Genomic DNA, 16,744 nt, shown 5'->3' on the forward strand with positions numbered 1-16,744 from the left:
AATAATGAAAAAGAAAAAAGATCTTTTAGACATGACAACATCTTTGTTAAAAGAAGGGCATCCCGATTTGAAGGAATCCTTAGAAGGCCTGTCACCAATATATGCAAAAATCATATTTGCCCGCCGGATGCAGTATGGTTATACGCAAGAAGAGCTTGCTAACAAAGCAAATATAGGATTAAAAACAATTTCCCGGGCGGAGGGAGGGTTTGATAATCTTTCCACAGTAACATATGATAAAATTTTTCGGTCCTTGGATTTGAGTGTTAAAGATATAGCTCAAGCTATGCTTCAACTGCAATCAAATGATGATGAGCTTGCTGCGACTTCTATTTAAAGGGAAACTTCATTAATATATAAACAAAGACGGATCGCCTGTTTTAGCGGTCCGTCTTTAATTGATGAAAAAATTATTCATTACCTGATTTATTCTCATCATCCTCAGCAATATTTAAAAGCTCTTCTCTTGTTTTTTCAAGCAGCTCCTGCAGCTGTTTATTCTTCTCTGGATTATCCATAACCTGGCGTCCTACTTTAAAGAAATCCTGGAATAGCCCCTGCATTTCGGATCTTAAGTTTTGCATTTCCTCGATATTAACATTCTCAAATTGGTTCATTCGTGAAACAAAAGGATCTTCCTTTTGGTGCTGATTTAAATAGGCAATGCCTTCATCGGTAATATGATATACCTTTTTCCTGCCTTCTTTAACGGCCTCCACAAGATCCTGATCCTCCAGCATTTGCAGTGTTGGATAAACGGAGCCAGGGCTGGGTGAGTAAAACCCCTTAAATTTTTCTTCTAAAACCTTGATAATGTCATAGCCGTGTCTTGGCTGCTTTTGTAGTATTTTTAATAAAACAATCTTAATATCTCCACGTTTGAAAAAACGTTCACCGCCACGACCGCCACCTCTGCCGTCATGTCCTGCGAAGAAATGAGGACCGCCTCTTCTTTCAAAATGTTCATTGCCCATCCCGAATTTATTCCGGCTTAAGAATTCTTTGTGAAATTTGTTATCTCCATCGAAAGCATGGTGGTGATTAAAATGAGCCTGCTTTTGGAAAAATGGATGTTGGTCTTGTTGAAACATAATAAATTCCTCCTGATTAATATTTTTTGCTTCGAAGTTAACGATATATCGTTAAATAAAATGATAAACGATATATCGTTAACTGTCAAGATAAAGTATTTTCGTTCTGTATTTGGCGATTACATCTGGATGAACAAAATACATACTATGCTATACTAAAATAAAAAAGGCAGGTGCAGCATATGACAAAGAAGCTATTATTAACAGGATTTGAACCTTTTCTTGATTTCTCTATTAATCCAACAATGAAAATTGCAGAAGAGTTAAATGGTGCAGCAATTGGAGATTACACGATTACTTCTCATGTATTATCTGTAGATTTCCATCAGGCAGGAAAACAGCTCCTGCAATTAATTGACGAGACAAAGCCGGATGCGATTATTTCTCTTGGCCTTGCCGGCGGCAGATTCAAAATTAACCCGGAACGTATTGCTATTAATGTGAACGATGGACCAAAGGATAATCAGGGGCATAAGCCGGATAATGAAGTCATCTGGGAAAATGGAGCAGATGGAATGTTCTCTACTTTACCTATCAGCAGAATGGTCCAACAGCTGAACGCGCAAGGACTTCCGGCGGAAATTTCTAATAGTGCGGGGACCTACCTGTGTAATCATGTCATGTATCAAGCATTGCATTATACGAAAATAAATAATCTGTCTCTTCCAGCTGGTTTTATCCATATCCCGGCATCTCATGAGCTTGCGATTGAGCATGGGAAGATACCGAGCTGGAGTCATGATGATTTGAAGAGAGCTATTACGATTTGTATTGAAACCTTGGCTGAAGCATAGATAAGTAAATTGTGTTCTAGCGCTGTAAACAATAAATCTCTATTAGAAATGAGGAATAACCCATGAAAAAAGCATTGATAAATATTGATTACACAGTTGATTTTGTAGCCGAGAATGGCGCTTTAACATGTGGCAAGCCCGGACAGGAACTGGAAAATACCATCGTTTCGTTAACAGAGCAATTTATCAGTGATGGTGATTACACAGTTTTTGCTGTTGATGTTCACGATAAAGATGATCCCTATCATCCAGAATCGAACCTGTTTCCGCCTCATAATATTCGGGGAACAAGCGGAAGAGATTTATATGGCAGGTTGCAGGAAACATATGAAATAAACAAGAATAAAGAAAACGTATATTACATGGATAAAACGAGATATTCCGCTTTTGCCGGAACAGATTTAGAAATAAAATTGCGGGAAAGAAATATTGAAGAAGTGCATCTGGTTGGCGTATGTACAGATATTTGTGTGCTGCATACAGCTGTGGATGCCTATAATAAGGGATTCCGTATTGTTGTGCACAAAGATGCTGTCGCTTCATTTAATCAGGCCGGGCATGATTGGGCGCTGGGGCATTTTGAAAGCTCGCTGGGGGCTGATGTGAAGGAATTTGAGGATAGGAATATATAAGAAAATACGTATTTTAGATAATAAAAAGTACAGAAATGCCTTGCCGCAATAGCATTTGTATTTTTGTTACCGTCAGATTTTTCGATGCATTATTTACTTAAAATGAATCAATTACTACATGAAAGTACTCATCAACCGTTGCATGTAATTCGCAGGGCTTTTCCTGTATAATAATTGTAAGTGATTTAAAAAAAGACAGTGAGAAAGCAGGTGAATCTATTATGCAGCCACCATTTGATATTACGGATCATATGCTAAATCGAATAGTAGAAATATCCGAACTAGTAGGAGAGCTGAAATCGGAGTATGAGCGAAACCTGCACATGAGAAAAGACAATCGTATTCGTTCCATACAGTCTTCTTTGGCGATTGAAAATAATACACTGACGATTCAGCAAGTAACAGATATTATTGATGGGAAAAGAATATTAGGTAGTCCAAAAGAAATAAAAGAAGTTAAAAATGCGTACGGTGCATATGAAGCAATATTATCATTTGACCCATACAGCGTGGAAGATTTTTTAAAAGCGCATGGTTATTTGACTAATGAATTAGTAGAGTTTTCAGGGAGATTTAGACAAAAAGATGTTGGCATTTTTGATGCGAAAGGAAATGTTGTTCATGTAGGGGCCAGACCACAATTTATTGTGTCACTTGTGGAAGAGCTTTTCTCATGGTCAAAAACAGCATCGACTCCTGCCTTAATTAAAAGTTGTGTTATACACTATGAAATAGAGGCTATCCATCCTTTTGAAGATGGGAATGGGAGAATAGGGCGTTTTTGGCAGAATGTTATTTTGAGCGGGTGGCAACCTATATTTGCCTGGATACCGTTTGAAACAATTATCTATGAACATCAACAGCAGTACTATGATGTTCTGGCTTTAGCAGATAAAGATAATAACTCAACGAAATTTATTGAATTTATGCTTGATGTGATTTTGGAAACATTACAGAAATATCCTAAGAAAGATGATGTGCAATGAAGTGAGACTATTAAAGAAGGATCTCCTAATATCAAAATTAGAGATTCTTCTTTTCTATTTCACATCAATAAGAATTTAAATTTTAGCCCTAGATTCATAAACAAGCTGAAACCACAAACTATACTTTACAAGGAAACAATGATAATATTTTTATTACAGATTCATATAATTGGGAATTTACTCAAATATGCAAAACATTAATGACATGGTGGAGAGGGGAAAAGTTATGTATCAAAATATTCTAAGACATCCTGGACCGACGCCAATTCCTAAAAAAGTGGAATTGGCGATGGCGCAAGATATGATCAGCCATCGTTCAGAGGAATTTATGAAATTGTACCGGGAAACAACAGAACGTATTAAAACCGTATTTGGAACGAAGCAGAATATTATGCTTCTTCCTTCGGGCGGAACGGCGGCATTAGAAGCAGCTGTAGCCAATACTGCTTCTGCTGGGGATGAAGTAGTTGTTGTTACAATAGGTGCTTTTGGGAACTATTTTGTTTCGATATGTGAGAAACATGGCCTGCATGTTCATAAACTCGAGAAAAACTGGGGCGAAGCTTGTACAAAGGAAGAGCTCGCAGAATTTTTAAAGCCATTATCCGGTATCAAATCTGTTTTTGCGACTTATAATGAGACTTCCACAGGCGTCTTAAACCCGGTTGATCAATTGGCAGAGGCAGTACACGAGAACTCAGATGCTTTATTTATTGTGGATGGAGTAAGCTGTATCGGCGGCGCCCCTGCAGAGATGGACAAATGGGGCATTGATATTTTAGTAACAGGCTCCCAAAAAGCAATTATGCTTCCGCCGGGCCTTGCCTTCGTAGCTGTAAGTGAAAGGGCTTGGAAGGTTATAGAGAAGAATGATACAACTGTTTACTATCTAAACCTGTTAAGCTACCGTGAATGGGACGAAAAATCAATGACCCCTAATACACCGGCAATTTCATTGATTATGGGATTATCTGCGGTTTGTGATTTAATAGAGGAAGAAGGCGGATTTTCGAAAACAGTAGAACGTCATAAGGTCATGAAAAATATGGTTCGGGAAGCTATGAGAGCTCTTTCCATTGACTTGTTAACAAGTGATGAGCATGCCTCACCAACCTTAACGACAATCTGTGCTCCAAAGGGATTAGATCTTTCGGACTTTTTAGCACACTTAAAGAAAAAATATCATCTTGATTTTGCCGGTGGTCTTGGACAGCTTCAGGGCAAAGTTTTCAGATTTGGGCATATGGGATATTGTTTCCCAAGCGATATACTTCAAGCAGTATCCCTGATTGAAGCAGGCTTGCAGGACTTCTCTTACCAATTTGAGAGCGGTGCTGGGGTAAAGGCAGCTCAAGATGTGTTCTTATCCTCATTAAAAAAATAACAAATCAATCGAAAATAATAGAGTTCATGATGGTATCCCACAAGTTGAGTAAACTTGCGGGATACTGTATTTTTATATCTAGATTGAAGCGGGACGGGTTCTATTGTTGGCACAGCCAGTCTATTAACTACATAAAACTCACTAACTCTTTTAAATCTCTGATCATATAATCCCCAGATAAACTGCTATCCGAATCGTCAGTTAAAATAATAGATTTAACTCCAGCATTTTGGGCACAATCAGCATCAATTTGCCGGTCTCCCACATAGAATACAGCATCTTTATTTAGTTTATATTTGTCGACAATGTATTCTATCCCCTGCGCATGAGGCTTCCTTTCAAAGCCATATTCACTGGTGATAACCTCTTTGAAAAACTGGGTCAGATTGAGATTTTCAAGTACATGGGCAGTGGATTTCCCCTTGTGTGTGTAAATAAAGTTTTGAATATTATTTTGATATAAATAATCTAAAACATATGCTGCATGCGGGATACATTTTATTTCACCGGCTCTCTGATTATTAAGATTAGAAGCCAGTGTTTTTAGCTGGTGTTTGTCATAATCAGAGCTGTTAGCCATTAAACCAATAAATGCGTTAACGGATTTAGATTTAACATATTGATAGATTTCTTTTTGGGAGTATGAAAGATGACACTGACCAGCAACAATTGCCAAGTTATCTACAATAATTTCGTAAGAGTCAATAATTGTCCCATCTAAATCCCATATAAAGCTGTTTTTCATATTTTTTATTTCTCCTTCTTCTGCATTTCCCTGATATTATCTGAGTGAAAAGGTGAACCTTCAACCTCATTCACCACACTAAATGGGTTTCCATCTAAATCGAAAAAATCAAAGAATTTCATATCACCAAAAGCATCTATTTCGGTAACTGCTACACCATTATTTTTAAAGTGCCGATGTGCTTTTTCAATATCAGCAACAACAAAATTATAATAAGAATTCCTTTGATTTGTTTTCATATTAAATTCTGTTGGCTGTGGGATCTCTACTTTCACCAAGGCTAATTGTGTCGAACCAACAGGTAAATAAAACCCGGCTCCATCCTCCCAGCTGTCAATTTTCTTCGCTCCAAAATATTTTTCATACCATTCTGACGATTTTTCAATATTAGTTACAGGAATAAAAATACTTCCAATTTTAAACATACACTATTCCACCTTCTAATGAAATTCTTATGTATAACGTATATACTTATGTAAAAGTTACATCTAATTTGAAAAAGGTGAAAAGAGATGATTTTTAAGGACTTAAAGCATGAAATTAATAAATTGTATAAGTACTGTTTGAAATTATCAGCTTCACCTTGGCAGGCAGAAGATCTGGTACAGGAAACAATGCTAAAGACTTTTCAATTGAAAAAATTAGAACCTGAAAGAGCGTTTACTTTCTCCTTTCTATGCACTGTAGCTAAAAACCTTTATATCGACGAAAAAAGAAAAAATAGACGAGAAAGCTATCTTAATGAGGATTTTCATGGTATCGAATATGATTTTATCGAATATGGCAGTTTAATTGAAGTTTTACTTACTGCCTTACCTTTGAAGCAGGCTATGCTGATTACATTAAAGGATGTATTTGGATATACCTCCAAAGAGATTGCAGCTATGTTAAGAATAAGTGATGAATCGGTTAAGACAGCGCTTCACCGTTCCAGAAAAAAACTGAAATTAAACGCAGATACAGCGATGGATCAAAATGTTTCCCTTACAGATGATGAAATCATTCCTGCGCTATCTAAGGCGATAGCGGAATCCCGGCCGATGCAAATATTTTTTTATTACCGCCTGCTGGAGGCACAAAATTTTCAAGTGAAAAGAACAGGTGAACAGGCTGTCATTCATGTTGTTGATCCGGATGGAAATATATTAGAATTACTTTCTTCATAAAATAATAGAATGAAGATCCCATAAGAGAATCGGGATTTTCAAGCAGGGGGAGTTTTATGAATTGTGATAAGGAATTAATAAATCACCATATAAATGTATTATTTAAACATGATAGTAAAGATAGAATGACTGTAGTGAATGAACCGCCATATCGTCCCGCCCCAAAGGTTTTTATCGGGTCTACCAAGGAAGGCACTGTCGTAAAAGTATGCAGACACACTGCCTGTTTCTCTTATAATAGAATTGGAAAAGATTTCGCAAAAGAGTACTAGTATTGATCTGGCAGAAATCATCAAAGTCTTCCAACAGGTATATAAATTGAACCAGCTGTGGACTGGGCCAGCATACGTATTTCCTGATAAAATCAACAAATCCTCTTATTCACAAATCGTACAGATAACACATAAAAATAAAGATGTCTTAAAATCACAATTTCCTTATACATTCGAGGATTTCGAGTATAAGCAGCCTTGTTTTGTAATATTGGAGGATAACAATATAGCCTCTATTTGCTGCAGTGCACGAAAAAGTGCACAAGCAGATGAGGCCAGCCTATTTACAAAAGAGGCTTATCGAGGCAAGGGATATGGAGTGGCCGTGACAAATGCGTGGGCCAGGGAAGTTCAGAGGCAGGGACGTATTCCATTATACAGCACATCATGGGATAATCTGGCATCTCAATCTGTGGCAGCCAGGCTGAATCTTTATTTATATGGAACGGATTTTCACATAAGCTGATAACATGATTCTATACAAATACAAAATTAATGCCTCATCACGGAAATGGTGATAAGGCATTGGGGCATAGTTTTATTTCTAACTGCTATAATACAAGCTGTAACGATCCAGAAGATCCAGGGGACCAATTTCCATTTTAATCTGTATATTGTCTTTTAAATGCTCCTGAAGCTGTAAATTCTGATCTTCTGAAAATTGACGAACATCCATAATAACGCGCTCATTCGCAAGCTCTTTATAATCCAGATCCGGTATAAAAGCCTTTATCTCTTCGATGACCTTCCCGTTCTCTCTTGAACTGAATTTCAGAAACACTGTATCATCTGAAGTTTTTTCCCGGTAATCTCTTGTATAGATGAATTCACCGCCTTTTAAAAATAAGATACGATCCGCATATTTTTCAAGGTTTTCTAAAAGGTGGGAGGCAATAATAATAATTTTTCCCTCTTTCTTTTTCTCCTCCAGCAGCTTGGAAATAAGTTCTACATTATCGGGATCCAGCCCATTCATCACTTCATCCATTAACATATAAGGTGTGTTGGCAACAATCTGCATGGCAAAGCATAGTCTCTGCCGCATCCCTAAGGAATATTGATAGGTTTTATCTTTAATATAATGAGACATATTTAATCTCTGTATAACCTGGTCCGGATCAATGGAGGAACGATGCCACATCTGACGGTAAATATTTAAATGATCAACACCATTCAGATGGTTATACAAATCACTTTGATCAGGCATCATCGTAATCAGTGACCGGATATAAGCTTCTTTTTTCTTGCTGATATACTGATAGCTTTCCTTGAAGGTTACTTCGCCCTTTGCCGGCGTAACGTAATTCATTAACACATTAAGAAGCGTAGATTTACCGGTTCCATTAGGTGCAACAAGCCCTATGATTTCACCCGGCTGAAATGTAGTGGTTATCCCATTCAATACCTTTTTATCTCCAAATTGTACTACAATATTATTTAATTGAATCATTATTTACCTCCTAGCTTTCTCATCAAATTGCCAACCTTTTTATCCTGCTTACAAACCAGATAAGTAAAATAATAAGCAGTGCTGCAGCAAGAAGCACAAGCTGTCCTTTTATCATGGTTACAGAATCAATTGCCAGGATATACTGCCTGTACCCGCTGACGATATTCCCTATTTGTACATAGGAGGTCGGCAGATAGCTTAACCAGTCATCAATAATTGCCCCTCTTTGATAATAAGTTGCTTCAATAAATAAGATGATACCGATGGTCAGATTAATAAACTCATTTTTCAAGATAATACTCATCAATAATACAAGGCTGATAATAATCGTAAACCACAGTAAAATCATGGCCAAGCTCTGAACTAAAAATAAGCCCATGGACATGCTTTCGTATGTTCCTAAGTTTAAGAATTCAAAATGATATCTTACAACCGGGAGAGACAACGTGCCAAATCCTTCCCGAAAACCAATAACCAGAAACGCAGGAACTAAAACGACAAGCGATGTTAAACTGCCTAATAAGGCCACCAAACCCTTCAGCATCAGCCGCTTAAAGGGGGTCAGCGGAAATCCTTTTACAATACTCAGATGTTGCCTGTCCTTCATCACAATATCGTTACTTAGAAACAGACATACGATCAGCAGAATATAGGGCAGGCTGGAAGCTAAAAGTCTCTGAAGCGTTTGCAGTGCTGTGCGTTCTTCAAAAATCTGGATGCTTAAATCATAGGAGGCGTCTGCATATTTTCCGTATCTCACAGCGGATGACAGATAGGCGTAATGACCATCTGAATGAGAAAAATTGTTTCCATACGTATAATAGCCGGTCGTGTAACGCAAGAAAAAATCCCGGCCAGATGAAAAAAGGATTTCATCAGAATAAGCATACCAGTTAGATGTTGCTTCAGCATAAGTGCGTAAGTCTCCTGCAGCTAAGGCATCTAGACGTGTGCTGTCATATTCATTCCATTCGGGAAAAACCTGGTACGAGAATACCGTCATTGGGTGAGAGTCTTCCCGAACTTCTACAGTATCCAGAAATTCTTGCCGGTCTTCATATCTTGCTTCGATTTCATTTTTATTAACAGATTCAATCGGCTGGTAATCTGGTGCCAGATAAAGTGCATAGTAGAGGCCAGCCAGTAATAATAAAATAAATAGTATGATATTTTTCCGATTGCTGAAAAATACTTTCAGCTCCCAGCGGACATATCCAATCATAATATCCCTCCTTGATCATCCTTCAATCGGTTATACTTCGTTTGGCTCCTGTGAAACTGCCAATAGATGAAGAGAAATATAACGAGAAGGCTGAGGAGCATAGTAAGAAATCCATTAGTTAAAGTGATTGCTGTATTACCTGTCATTTCTGAAACACTTCCGTCAGCAACAGTTTGGAAATTAAAATAATTAAAAGGTAAAAAGCTCATCCATTTTCCCAAAACTGGAAGCAGGTACACGATAAAAAAGAAAAAAAAGTGTACAAAGATAATTATATACAGATTTTTAAAGCAGTGATTTAACAGGATGGAAACAGCGATTGCCACGAGTGACAAGCATAATAAATATAGAAAAGCGATACAAATATATTGCCAGACAGGTATTGCCAGATAATCCCCGTTAAATAAGGCTACAGGATAACTTAAATCCATATTGTAAATTACAGCAGCTGAAGTGATAGCAATGGTGAAGGTCAAAACTAAACAGATAAAAACAAATAGAAAATAGCTTAATAGTTTTGCAAATAGTTTAGAAGCAATGGAGAGAGGATAACCATTTACAAGAGATTTGTGATTTGTTTCATCCAACAGGATATCAGATGAGAATATACCGACTAATAAGTACCAGCCGTATCCTAATGCAAATAGAAACAGGATAATGTATGTCGGAAAGTTAGAATTATGAACAAGCAATTTTTCTTCCTGATTCTGGATTTCTGTGAAAAGTGCACCATCCAGCTGGTTTTGCCGGTATGTAGGGATAAACTGGGCGACATCCTCAAAGCCGTCCATCGTATAGACCTCATCCCGTACTTTTGTGAGCTCAGTGGCACCTTTTATGTATGTATCCTGGTCGTCCATCAATAACCCCAGCGTTCTGTTAGCCAGATTACTCGATTGGCTGATAAGATTCCGGTACAGTGGTGATGCCACATCAGAATCAGTAGCATCTACATTCCTGAACTGGTCTAAAGCCGAGTTCAATGCAACAACTTCAGCAGCAGTACCGGGTTTAAGCTCTCTAAACTGACTATTGTCCAAGTAAACGAAGGAACCAACGATGAAAAGAATTAAAATGAAAATAATAGACCTAAACTTCAGGTTCTTTCGTTCAACTAGAAAAATGGTCTTCATTAATCGAAACATTTCTATCCCCCTATATAAATATTGAATGTCAGAAAAGTTTTAATTTTCCATATCTGTTTTATTGTAGCATAAATATGTAAGCGTTTTATATAATTTCTTTAAAATAATACTTACTCCGTTGGATTTTTGTTGTAAATACAACAAAAATAAATTAGAATTTACATATAACCAAAAAGCCGGGGGTGAAGGAATGGCGGAAATCCTGCGTGAAATAGGGATGATTGCAAGAGCGCTTGACTCTATCAGCAATATCGAGTTTAAAGAATATGATCTTACTAAGGGCCAATATTTATATCTGGTCCGTATCTGTGAAAACCCGGGTATTATTCAGGAGAAGCTTGCTGAGATGATAAAAGTAGACCGGACCACAGCGGCACGAGCTATCAAAAAGCTGGAGGAAAATGATTTTATTGAAAAGAAAGCTGATGCAGATAACAGAAAGATAAAGAGGCTGCTGCCAACAGAAAAAGGGGAACGCATCTATCCAATGATTAAAAAGGAAAATGATTACTCCAATCAGGCAGCTCTGGAAGGGCTGACAGAAAAAGAAGCAGAAAAGCTTGTGTATTTACTCGAAAAAGTCAGGAAAAATATTGAAGTGGACTGGGAGTTTGTGAAGAAAGGAAATAAGCGGCAGTATTAAATGGAATGAAGGGAAGATAAGAGCATGGCTATAAAGATAGAAGCTTGCAGTCAAAACGATTTGCGGGCTCTGCAAGAAATCAGTATGGAAACATTTACGGAAACATTTCAAGAGCAGAATACACCGGAGAATATGCAAGCTTATTTGGAAAGTGCATATACATTGGATAAGCTCCAAAAGGAAATGAAGCATAACAATTCGGTGTTCTTTTTCATTTATTATAATGATCTGCTGGCCGGATATATGAAAGTGAATACGGATGATGCTCAATCGGAGGAAATGGATACGGATGCACTTGAAATAGAACGGATTTATATTCGAAGCGGCTTTCAGCGAAAAGGGCTGGGGAAATATTTGATGGACAAAGCAATGGAAATAGCAAAGGATAAAAAGAAGCAGAAAGTATGGCTGGGTGTTTGGGAATATAATGAGCAGGCGCTTGCCTTTTACGGGAAGAATGGGTTTGTGCAGACAGGATCACATTCCTTTTTTATGGGAGATGATGAGCAGACGGACTATATTATGACGAAAATACTATAAGTCAATTTATAAAGGAGAGCGGCTATGTATATACCTAAGCGTTTTAAAGTTACCGATACAAAAGAGATTTGGGAATTTGTCAATCAGCATTCTTTTGCGACACTGGTGACTACTGAAAATAGTATACCCGTGGCAACACATCTGCCAGTAACAATAAGCAAAAAAGATGATGATTATATTATTACAGGTCACGTGGCTTATGCAAACCCGCAATGGAAAACATTTGAGAATGCGGAGAATGTGCTCGTAATATTTCAAGGGCCGCATGCGTATATTTCCCCGACCTGGTATACTCATGAGAATGTGCCAACCTGGAATTATCAGGCTGTTCATATGTATGGAGCTCCACGGATGCTGGATAAGGATGAGCTTCGAGATACGTTAGCAATTCTATCAGATAAGTACGAAAAGCACAGAGACCCTGCTTTTTCAGTGGGGAATTTTACACCTGAATTATTAGAGGCACAGTTAAAAGCAATTGTTGGATTTGAAGTTAGAGTGACAGAGATTCAGGCTGTCTATAAATTAAGTCAAAACCGGAAAGAAGCGGATTATAAAAGTGTTATGAATCATTTGCAGAGGGAAGGGGATTCTGATTCCCATAAAGTTGCAGAGCAGATGGAGAAGAATAGGCATTTACCTTGAGATAACAGTTTGAATCGGGAGAAGAAATGATTTGGATGATGTCATTTTTAATATTTTTGAGTTAAAAATAACTAAGCGTCCGTTCAAGAAATAATCAAAACTAGCTTCTTCTATGTATGAAGAATAGAGACCGGACAGTATTAATGGCAATGGAGGGGAGGTAAAGCAATCCCCTCCATTATAAATAATTTAATCGGTTTCCAAAGACCGGAATGAACCGCATGACTCTTGATATCATCTCTTTCATAATAAATCAGCTGTCTTTTGTATTTTCAAGAGGATATCTGCTCATTTGATACCCCTGCAGTATAAAACATAAAAGTGTTAGTACAAGTAGTACGGCGACAGTATATAAAACGGCTGTAGTGTCGATGAATATACTGGATTCTGGATCAATCACAAACCAAAGCAGCTTCGTAAAGAAAATACCAAAAGTTAATCCAAACACTACCCCGTAACAAATAAAGATGAATGCCTGCCAAACAATAACGGACATCATACCGTTCTGTGTTAAACCTAACAGCCTTGTAATCCGGTAGCTGGATTGCTGTGTTAATATATCATTCATTAATGTTTGTAAGATGCCGAATGATGCACCCGCAATTAAAATAATCAGTGTTCCGATAACTAAGGCATATCGCTGCTGGAACATCTGGGCATCTTCTTTTAGCTCTGCTGTTTTTGTAGTGAAATGTAATGCAGGCAGTTTACTGATAATGGGCTGCAAAACATCCACATCATCAGCATCAACAAAAATTTCATGTACATTCAAAACACCAGCTATTTCTTCGGACCAATCGACGACGATGCTGTTAAATGGAAATAATGATGATTCATTAGAAATCGCGCTGACAATGAGTGGATCATAGTCTGAATTATGGTGAAGATCCGTTACTCGCAGTGCATCTCCCACTTCGATGTGATGTTCTTTTGCAAAGCTCTCTTCTACGATTGCTCCTGTTAAGGGATAGTTATTATCTTGATGAGCAAGATTTGTTGCTCGTATATCTGTATCAATCGTTTTATCAGGTAATTGAATACTGAAGCCGGCAATCCCACTATGAGCATACACATCGCGTACACCTTCTAAATTCTGAATATCAGCTAATAATTCAAGTGTCTGTTCTCCCGTTATATCAGCTAAATCATAGGTGCCGTAAATTTCTGTTTCAAATTTCTCATCAATATATTGCTCGCCTGACACAGCTATACTTTTCATTGTAGCAGTGCTGAAAACCAGGATAACCATCAAACTGATAATGGTTAATATCGTTGACATATTTTTACGTACCTGGGGAAGCAGCCGCTGCAAAGCTAAATAAATATTTTTACCAAATACTCTTCGTGACCGAGGAAGAGTGTGTTGTATCCACCACTTAAACATATACGGTAAGATATATATTAATAAAATGGTCATCATAGCTGTACCGATGAAGCTTAGTACTGGAGCATTTGTTTTCATTCCTATAGACAATAAAAGAATTGCAATAACCGTAACTCCACAGCTGATCCGGCTTTTGGCCGGTGTCCAGACGATTTTCTTTTCTAATTGTTTGATTTGCATCGGTAAAGCCTTCGTACTCTTCCAAACCTGCCACATCACAAACAGCTGCAGGATGATAAAACTTGATAACGCAATCCAGATAACTGTCATAACAGGTATTGTTGTTTGTGCAGGAGGTAATTCTAAAGATTGAATGATTGTATGAAGACCAAATTTCATCATTCCCGCACCAATGAATGCTCCAGCTGTCACACCTATGGTAATAATGGTGGTTAATTGGGTCAGTACAATGATTGCAACCTGGGTCATTGTCGCTCCTATTGCGCGCAAACGGGTTAATTGCTTTTGCAGCTTCGTAAAAATAATACGGAAATTGGATAAGAGCAGCGTGCCAGTAATAATCAATACAAATACAGCTAAGACAATAATAAAAACAAGCAGACTTTCAATATTCTGCTGCATTGTCTCTGATTCATTTAATAAATCTACACGCAGAGACGTGTTCATTTCAGCAATCTCTGTTCCGATTGTTTCCTCCAGTTCAGGAAGCGTCTGTACCAGTACAAACTTACCCTCCTGCATATAGGGAAACATCGTTTTCATATCTGCATTTGCCATATAAGCTGTATTAAATTCATTAATGGGCAAAGTGTCAGCAATCGTAAATGTTTTATCTTCAATTACCAGCTGATCTCCAATCGATTTTTCTAAAGAAGATAATAAACGTTCGCTTATTATGATCTCATTTTGCTGAATATTATTCGAAAAGTGCAAACGGCTTTTCGTAAGCTCATCATTATTTACGCCAAGCACATTTACAGAAATACCTTCAACAAAAACATCGGAATTTAATAAAATTGGTGCTACTGCAGTAACACCATAGATGTCTGATACCTGTGTCAACAGTTCTTTATCTATGTATTTCTCATCTTCCATTTCGTAGCCAAATTCAATATTGCTGTCGCCATAAAGCTCATAGATATCTGCATCCAGCTTTGCCTTGGCACTAAATCCGTATGAACACATCATCACCACAAGCGCTATTGCAATTGTAACCGTAATAATGCTTGTCACTACTTGTATTTTTTCCGCGCGAAAAAGCTTTAAGGCGATGGTGCGTAAATTAAACATTATTGTTCACCCCGAGCTATATATTTAAATTTTTCTAAGATCTCTTCTAAATCGGATTCATCTTTTTTATTTGTATAAACGTCAACAATTTGTCCGTCATGGAAGAATAAAACTCTATCAGCAAATGTCGCAACGTAAGCATCATGGGTAACGATAACCATTGTCTGCTGAAGCTCCTTATTTAATTGGACAAGTAAATGTAAAATATCATTTGTTGTATTAAAATCCAGTGCACCTGTAGGCTCATCCGCTAATAAAATGGATGGTTTGGCAATCAACGCACGGGCAATCGCAACACGCTGCTGCTGGCCGCCTGATAATTCCGTAGGCAAATGGGTACGCCATTTCTTCATACCAACCTGGTCGAGTGCTTCTTTGACAAGTATTTCAATTTCTTTATTCGTTAATCCTTTTAAAATGAGCGGCATGGCTATATTATCCATCACATTGAGGTCCTCTAAAAGCTCAAAGGATTGGAATACAAAACCAATGTGATTACGGCGGAAAATAGTTGCCTGGGGTTCCAGGTGAACGTCTCTCTGCTCACCAAATACAAACATTTTTCCGCTTGTTGGGGCATCAATTGCGCTTAACATATGTAGGAGGGTACTTTTTCCTGATCCGCTGGTTCCCATGATAGCTACCATTTCACCCTCATATAAAGTAAGATCAACTTGTCGTAATGCCTGTATAGGCTGTGATGATTTATCAAAAACCTTCGTTAACCCCTCTACTCGTAAAACTTCTTTAAGCTTTTGCTGCGGTACAGGAATATTATTCATCATCTTTTTCAGCGGATTTTGCCCACTCATCATTGTATACTCCCTTCAAATGCTGCCGCAGCATCTTTAAACCACGACGAATATGTGTTTTTACAGTTCCAATAGGAAGTTCAATCACTTCAGCTATCTGAGGCACTGTATAATCATGATAAAATCGCAGTAACAACGCTGTTTTATAATGATTTGGCAGAAATTGCAGTGCCTGCCATAAATCAAGCTGCTCCTCAATTGGCCTGTAATCTGCCTCTATTAAATGCAGGCTTTCCGGGGAAACAGCCCGTTCTCTATCTCTTTTTTTCACATATGTAATACTTTGATTAATAGCTATACGCATAAGCCAAGTAGAAAAATACAAGGGTTCTTTTAACTGTACAATCTTTTCAAAAGCAACAATAATTACTTGCTGGTATACTTCGATGGCATCAGATTCATTTTGGACGTATGCAAAAATCATACGATATAATTTATCCTGTTCTTTATTTAGCAATGATAGAAAAGCTGCTTCATCTCCCTGCTGAGCCTGTTTAACCCGCTGCATTTTTTCACCTCTTTATCTATTAGACAAATAAGCCTGGCAAAACGATTCAAAAAAGATAAATAAAGTAAAGCTGG

20 protein-coding genes are annotated in these 16,744 nt (G+C 37.6%); 11 read left to right on the plus strand and 9 right to left on the minus strand.

Annotated elements, in window-relative coordinates:
* Window positions 1–4: 4 nt before the first annotated feature.
* Complete coding sequence (locus tag IEX29_RS21800; protein WP_188737194.1) at window positions 5–337, plus strand: helix-turn-helix transcriptional regulator; 333 nt, start codon at window positions 5–7, stop codon at window positions 335–337.
* A 73-nt stretch (window positions 338–410) separates the two neighbouring features.
* Here the strand turns inward: IEX29_RS21800 and IEX29_RS21805 are convergent, their stop codons facing one another.
* Window positions 411–1,091 carry a PadR family transcriptional regulator gene (locus tag IEX29_RS21805; protein WP_188737196.1) on the minus strand — a complete coding sequence of 227 codons (681 nt, stop codon included), beginning with the start codon at window positions 1,089–1,091 and terminating at the stop codon, window positions 411–413.
* A gap of 182 nt (window positions 1,092–1,273) precedes the next feature.
* Here IEX29_RS21805 and IEX29_RS21810 point away from each other — a divergent pair, with 182 nt between their 5' ends.
* From IEX29_RS21810 to IEX29_RS21825, 4 genes are all read left to right on the plus strand, one after another.
* Window positions 1,274–1,885 (plus strand): pyroglutamyl-peptidase I, encoded by a 612-nt coding sequence (locus tag IEX29_RS21810; protein ID WP_188737198.1) that lies wholly within the window; start codon window positions 1,274–1,276, stop codon window positions 1,883–1,885.
* A gap of 62 nt (window positions 1,886–1,947) precedes the next feature.
* The gene (locus IEX29_RS21815) at window positions 1,948–2,517 is read left to right on the plus strand and encodes a cysteine hydrolase family protein (protein WP_188737200.1); all 570 of its coding nucleotides are present in this window, start codon (window positions 1,948–1,950) and stop codon (window positions 2,515–2,517) included.
* Window positions 2,518–2,738: 221 nt separating this feature from the next.
* Window positions 2,739–3,503, plus strand: coding sequence for a Fic family protein (locus IEX29_RS21820; protein WP_188737202.1), 765 nt, complete (start codon window positions 2,739–2,741; stop codon window positions 3,501–3,503).
* Window positions 3,504–3,729: 226 nt separating this feature from the next.
* A complete protein-coding gene (locus IEX29_RS21825; protein ID WP_188737204.1) occupies window positions 3,730–4,887 on the plus strand; it encodes a pyridoxal-phosphate-dependent aminotransferase family protein in 1,158 nt (385 codons plus the stop codon).
* 127 nt (window positions 4,888–5,014) lie between these two features.
* Here IEX29_RS21825 and IEX29_RS21830 read toward each other — a convergent pair whose 3' ends face one another.
* Both IEX29_RS21830 and IEX29_RS21835 read right to left on the minus strand, forming a co-directional pair.
* The gene (locus IEX29_RS21830; RefSeq protein WP_188737206.1) at window positions 5,015–5,632 is read right to left on the minus strand and encodes an HAD-IA family hydrolase; all 618 of its coding nucleotides are present in this window, start codon (window positions 5,630–5,632) and stop codon (window positions 5,015–5,017) included.
* A 5-nt stretch (window positions 5,633–5,637) separates the two neighbouring features.
* Window positions 5,638–6,057 carry a VOC family protein gene (locus IEX29_RS21835; RefSeq protein ID WP_188737208.1) on the minus strand — a complete coding sequence of 140 codons (420 nt, stop codon included), beginning with the start codon at window positions 6,055–6,057 and terminating at the stop codon, window positions 5,638–5,640.
* An 87-nt stretch (window positions 6,058–6,144) separates the two neighbouring features.
* Here IEX29_RS21835 and IEX29_RS21840 point away from each other — a divergent pair, with 87 nt between their 5' ends.
* The 3 genes from IEX29_RS21840 to IEX29_RS21845 are packed head-to-tail and all read left to right on the plus strand — an operon-like array spanning window position 6,145 to window position 7,536.
* Complete coding sequence (locus IEX29_RS21840; RefSeq protein ID WP_188737210.1) at window positions 6,145–6,798, plus strand: RNA polymerase sigma factor; 654 nt, start codon at window positions 6,145–6,147, stop codon at window positions 6,796–6,798.
* A gap of 56 nt (window positions 6,799–6,854) precedes the next feature.
* Window positions 6,855–7,070 carry a hypothetical protein gene (locus IEX29_RS26870; RefSeq protein WP_229720329.1) on the plus strand — a complete coding sequence of 72 codons (216 nt, stop codon included), beginning with the start codon at window positions 6,855–6,857 and terminating at the stop codon, window positions 7,068–7,070.
* Window positions 7,042–7,536, plus strand: coding sequence for a GNAT family N-acetyltransferase (locus tag IEX29_RS21845; RefSeq protein WP_229720330.1), 495 nt, complete (start codon window positions 7,042–7,044; stop codon window positions 7,534–7,536). The genes IEX29_RS26870 and IEX29_RS21845 overlap by 29 nt, the downstream gene beginning before the upstream one ends.
* A 78-nt stretch (window positions 7,537–7,614) precedes the next feature.
* On the opposite strand, the gene IEX29_RS21850 is transcribed toward IEX29_RS21845, so the two are convergent.
* Genes IEX29_RS21850 through IEX29_RS21860 form a run of 3 tightly spaced genes read right to left on the minus strand, consistent with a single transcriptional unit; the run spans window position 7,615 to window position 10,887 of the window.
* Window positions 7,615–8,520, minus strand: coding sequence for an ATP-binding cassette domain-containing protein (locus tag IEX29_RS21850; RefSeq protein WP_188737212.1), 906 nt, complete (start codon window positions 8,518–8,520; stop codon window positions 7,615–7,617).
* Between the two features lie 22 nt (window positions 8,521–8,542).
* Entirely contained in the window at window positions 8,543–9,742 is a 1,200-nt protein-coding gene (locus tag IEX29_RS21855) for an ABC transporter permease (RefSeq protein WP_188737214.1), read from the minus strand.
* On the minus strand, window positions 9,739–10,887 hold the full coding sequence (locus IEX29_RS21860; RefSeq protein WP_188737216.1) for a hypothetical protein: 1,149 nt from the start codon (window positions 10,885–10,887) through the stop codon (window positions 9,739–9,741). Before IEX29_RS21860 ends, IEX29_RS21855 begins: the two co-directional genes overlap by 4 nt.
* Window positions 10,888–11,077: 190 nt before the next feature.
* Here IEX29_RS21860 and IEX29_RS21865 point away from each other — a divergent pair, with 190 nt between their 5' ends.
* Genes IEX29_RS21865 through IEX29_RS21875 form a run of 3 tightly spaced genes read left to right on the plus strand, consistent with a single transcriptional unit; the run spans window position 11,078 to window position 12,715 of the window.
* Window positions 11,078–11,530 carry a MarR family winged helix-turn-helix transcriptional regulator gene (locus IEX29_RS21865; RefSeq protein WP_188737218.1) on the plus strand — a complete coding sequence of 151 codons (453 nt, stop codon included), beginning with the start codon at window positions 11,078–11,080 and terminating at the stop codon, window positions 11,528–11,530.
* Between the two features lie 24 nt (window positions 11,531–11,554).
* Window positions 11,555–12,070, plus strand: a complete 516-nt coding sequence (gene paiA, locus IEX29_RS21870) for a spermidine/spermine N(1)-acetyltransferase (protein WP_188737221.1) — start codon at window positions 11,555–11,557, stop codon at window positions 12,068–12,070.
* 24 nt (window positions 12,071–12,094) lie between these two features.
* On the plus strand, window positions 12,095–12,715 hold the full coding sequence (locus IEX29_RS21875) for an FMN-binding negative transcriptional regulator (RefSeq protein ID WP_188737223.1): 621 nt from the start codon (window positions 12,095–12,097) through the stop codon (window positions 12,713–12,715).
* A 253-nt stretch (window positions 12,716–12,968) separates the two neighbouring features.
* Here the strand turns inward: IEX29_RS21875 and IEX29_RS21880 are convergent, their stop codons facing one another.
* From IEX29_RS21880 to IEX29_RS21890, 3 genes are read right to left on the minus strand one after another with little or no spacing between them, the layout of a single operon-like run.
* Window positions 12,969–15,350, minus strand: a complete 2,382-nt coding sequence (locus IEX29_RS21880) for an FtsX-like permease family protein (protein ID WP_188737225.1) — start codon at window positions 15,348–15,350, stop codon at window positions 12,969–12,971.
* Window positions 15,350–16,132 carry an ABC transporter ATP-binding protein gene (locus IEX29_RS21885; RefSeq protein WP_373290714.1) on the minus strand — a complete coding sequence of 261 codons (783 nt, stop codon included), beginning with the start codon at window positions 16,130–16,132 and terminating at the stop codon, window positions 15,350–15,352. The genes IEX29_RS21880 and IEX29_RS21885 overlap by 1 nt, the downstream gene beginning before the upstream one ends.
* Window positions 16,125–16,670, minus strand: coding sequence for a sigma-70 family RNA polymerase sigma factor (locus IEX29_RS21890; RefSeq protein WP_188737227.1), 546 nt, complete (start codon window positions 16,668–16,670; stop codon window positions 16,125–16,127). The genes IEX29_RS21885 and IEX29_RS21890 overlap by 8 nt, the downstream gene beginning before the upstream one ends.
* Window positions 16,671–16,744 lie beyond the last annotated feature (74 nt).

Origin of the sequence: Oceanobacillus neutriphilus (assembly GCF_014645515.1) — a bacterium.
Lineage (GTDB): Bacteria > Bacillota > Bacilli > Bacillales > Amphibacillaceae > Oceanobacillus > Oceanobacillus neutriphilus.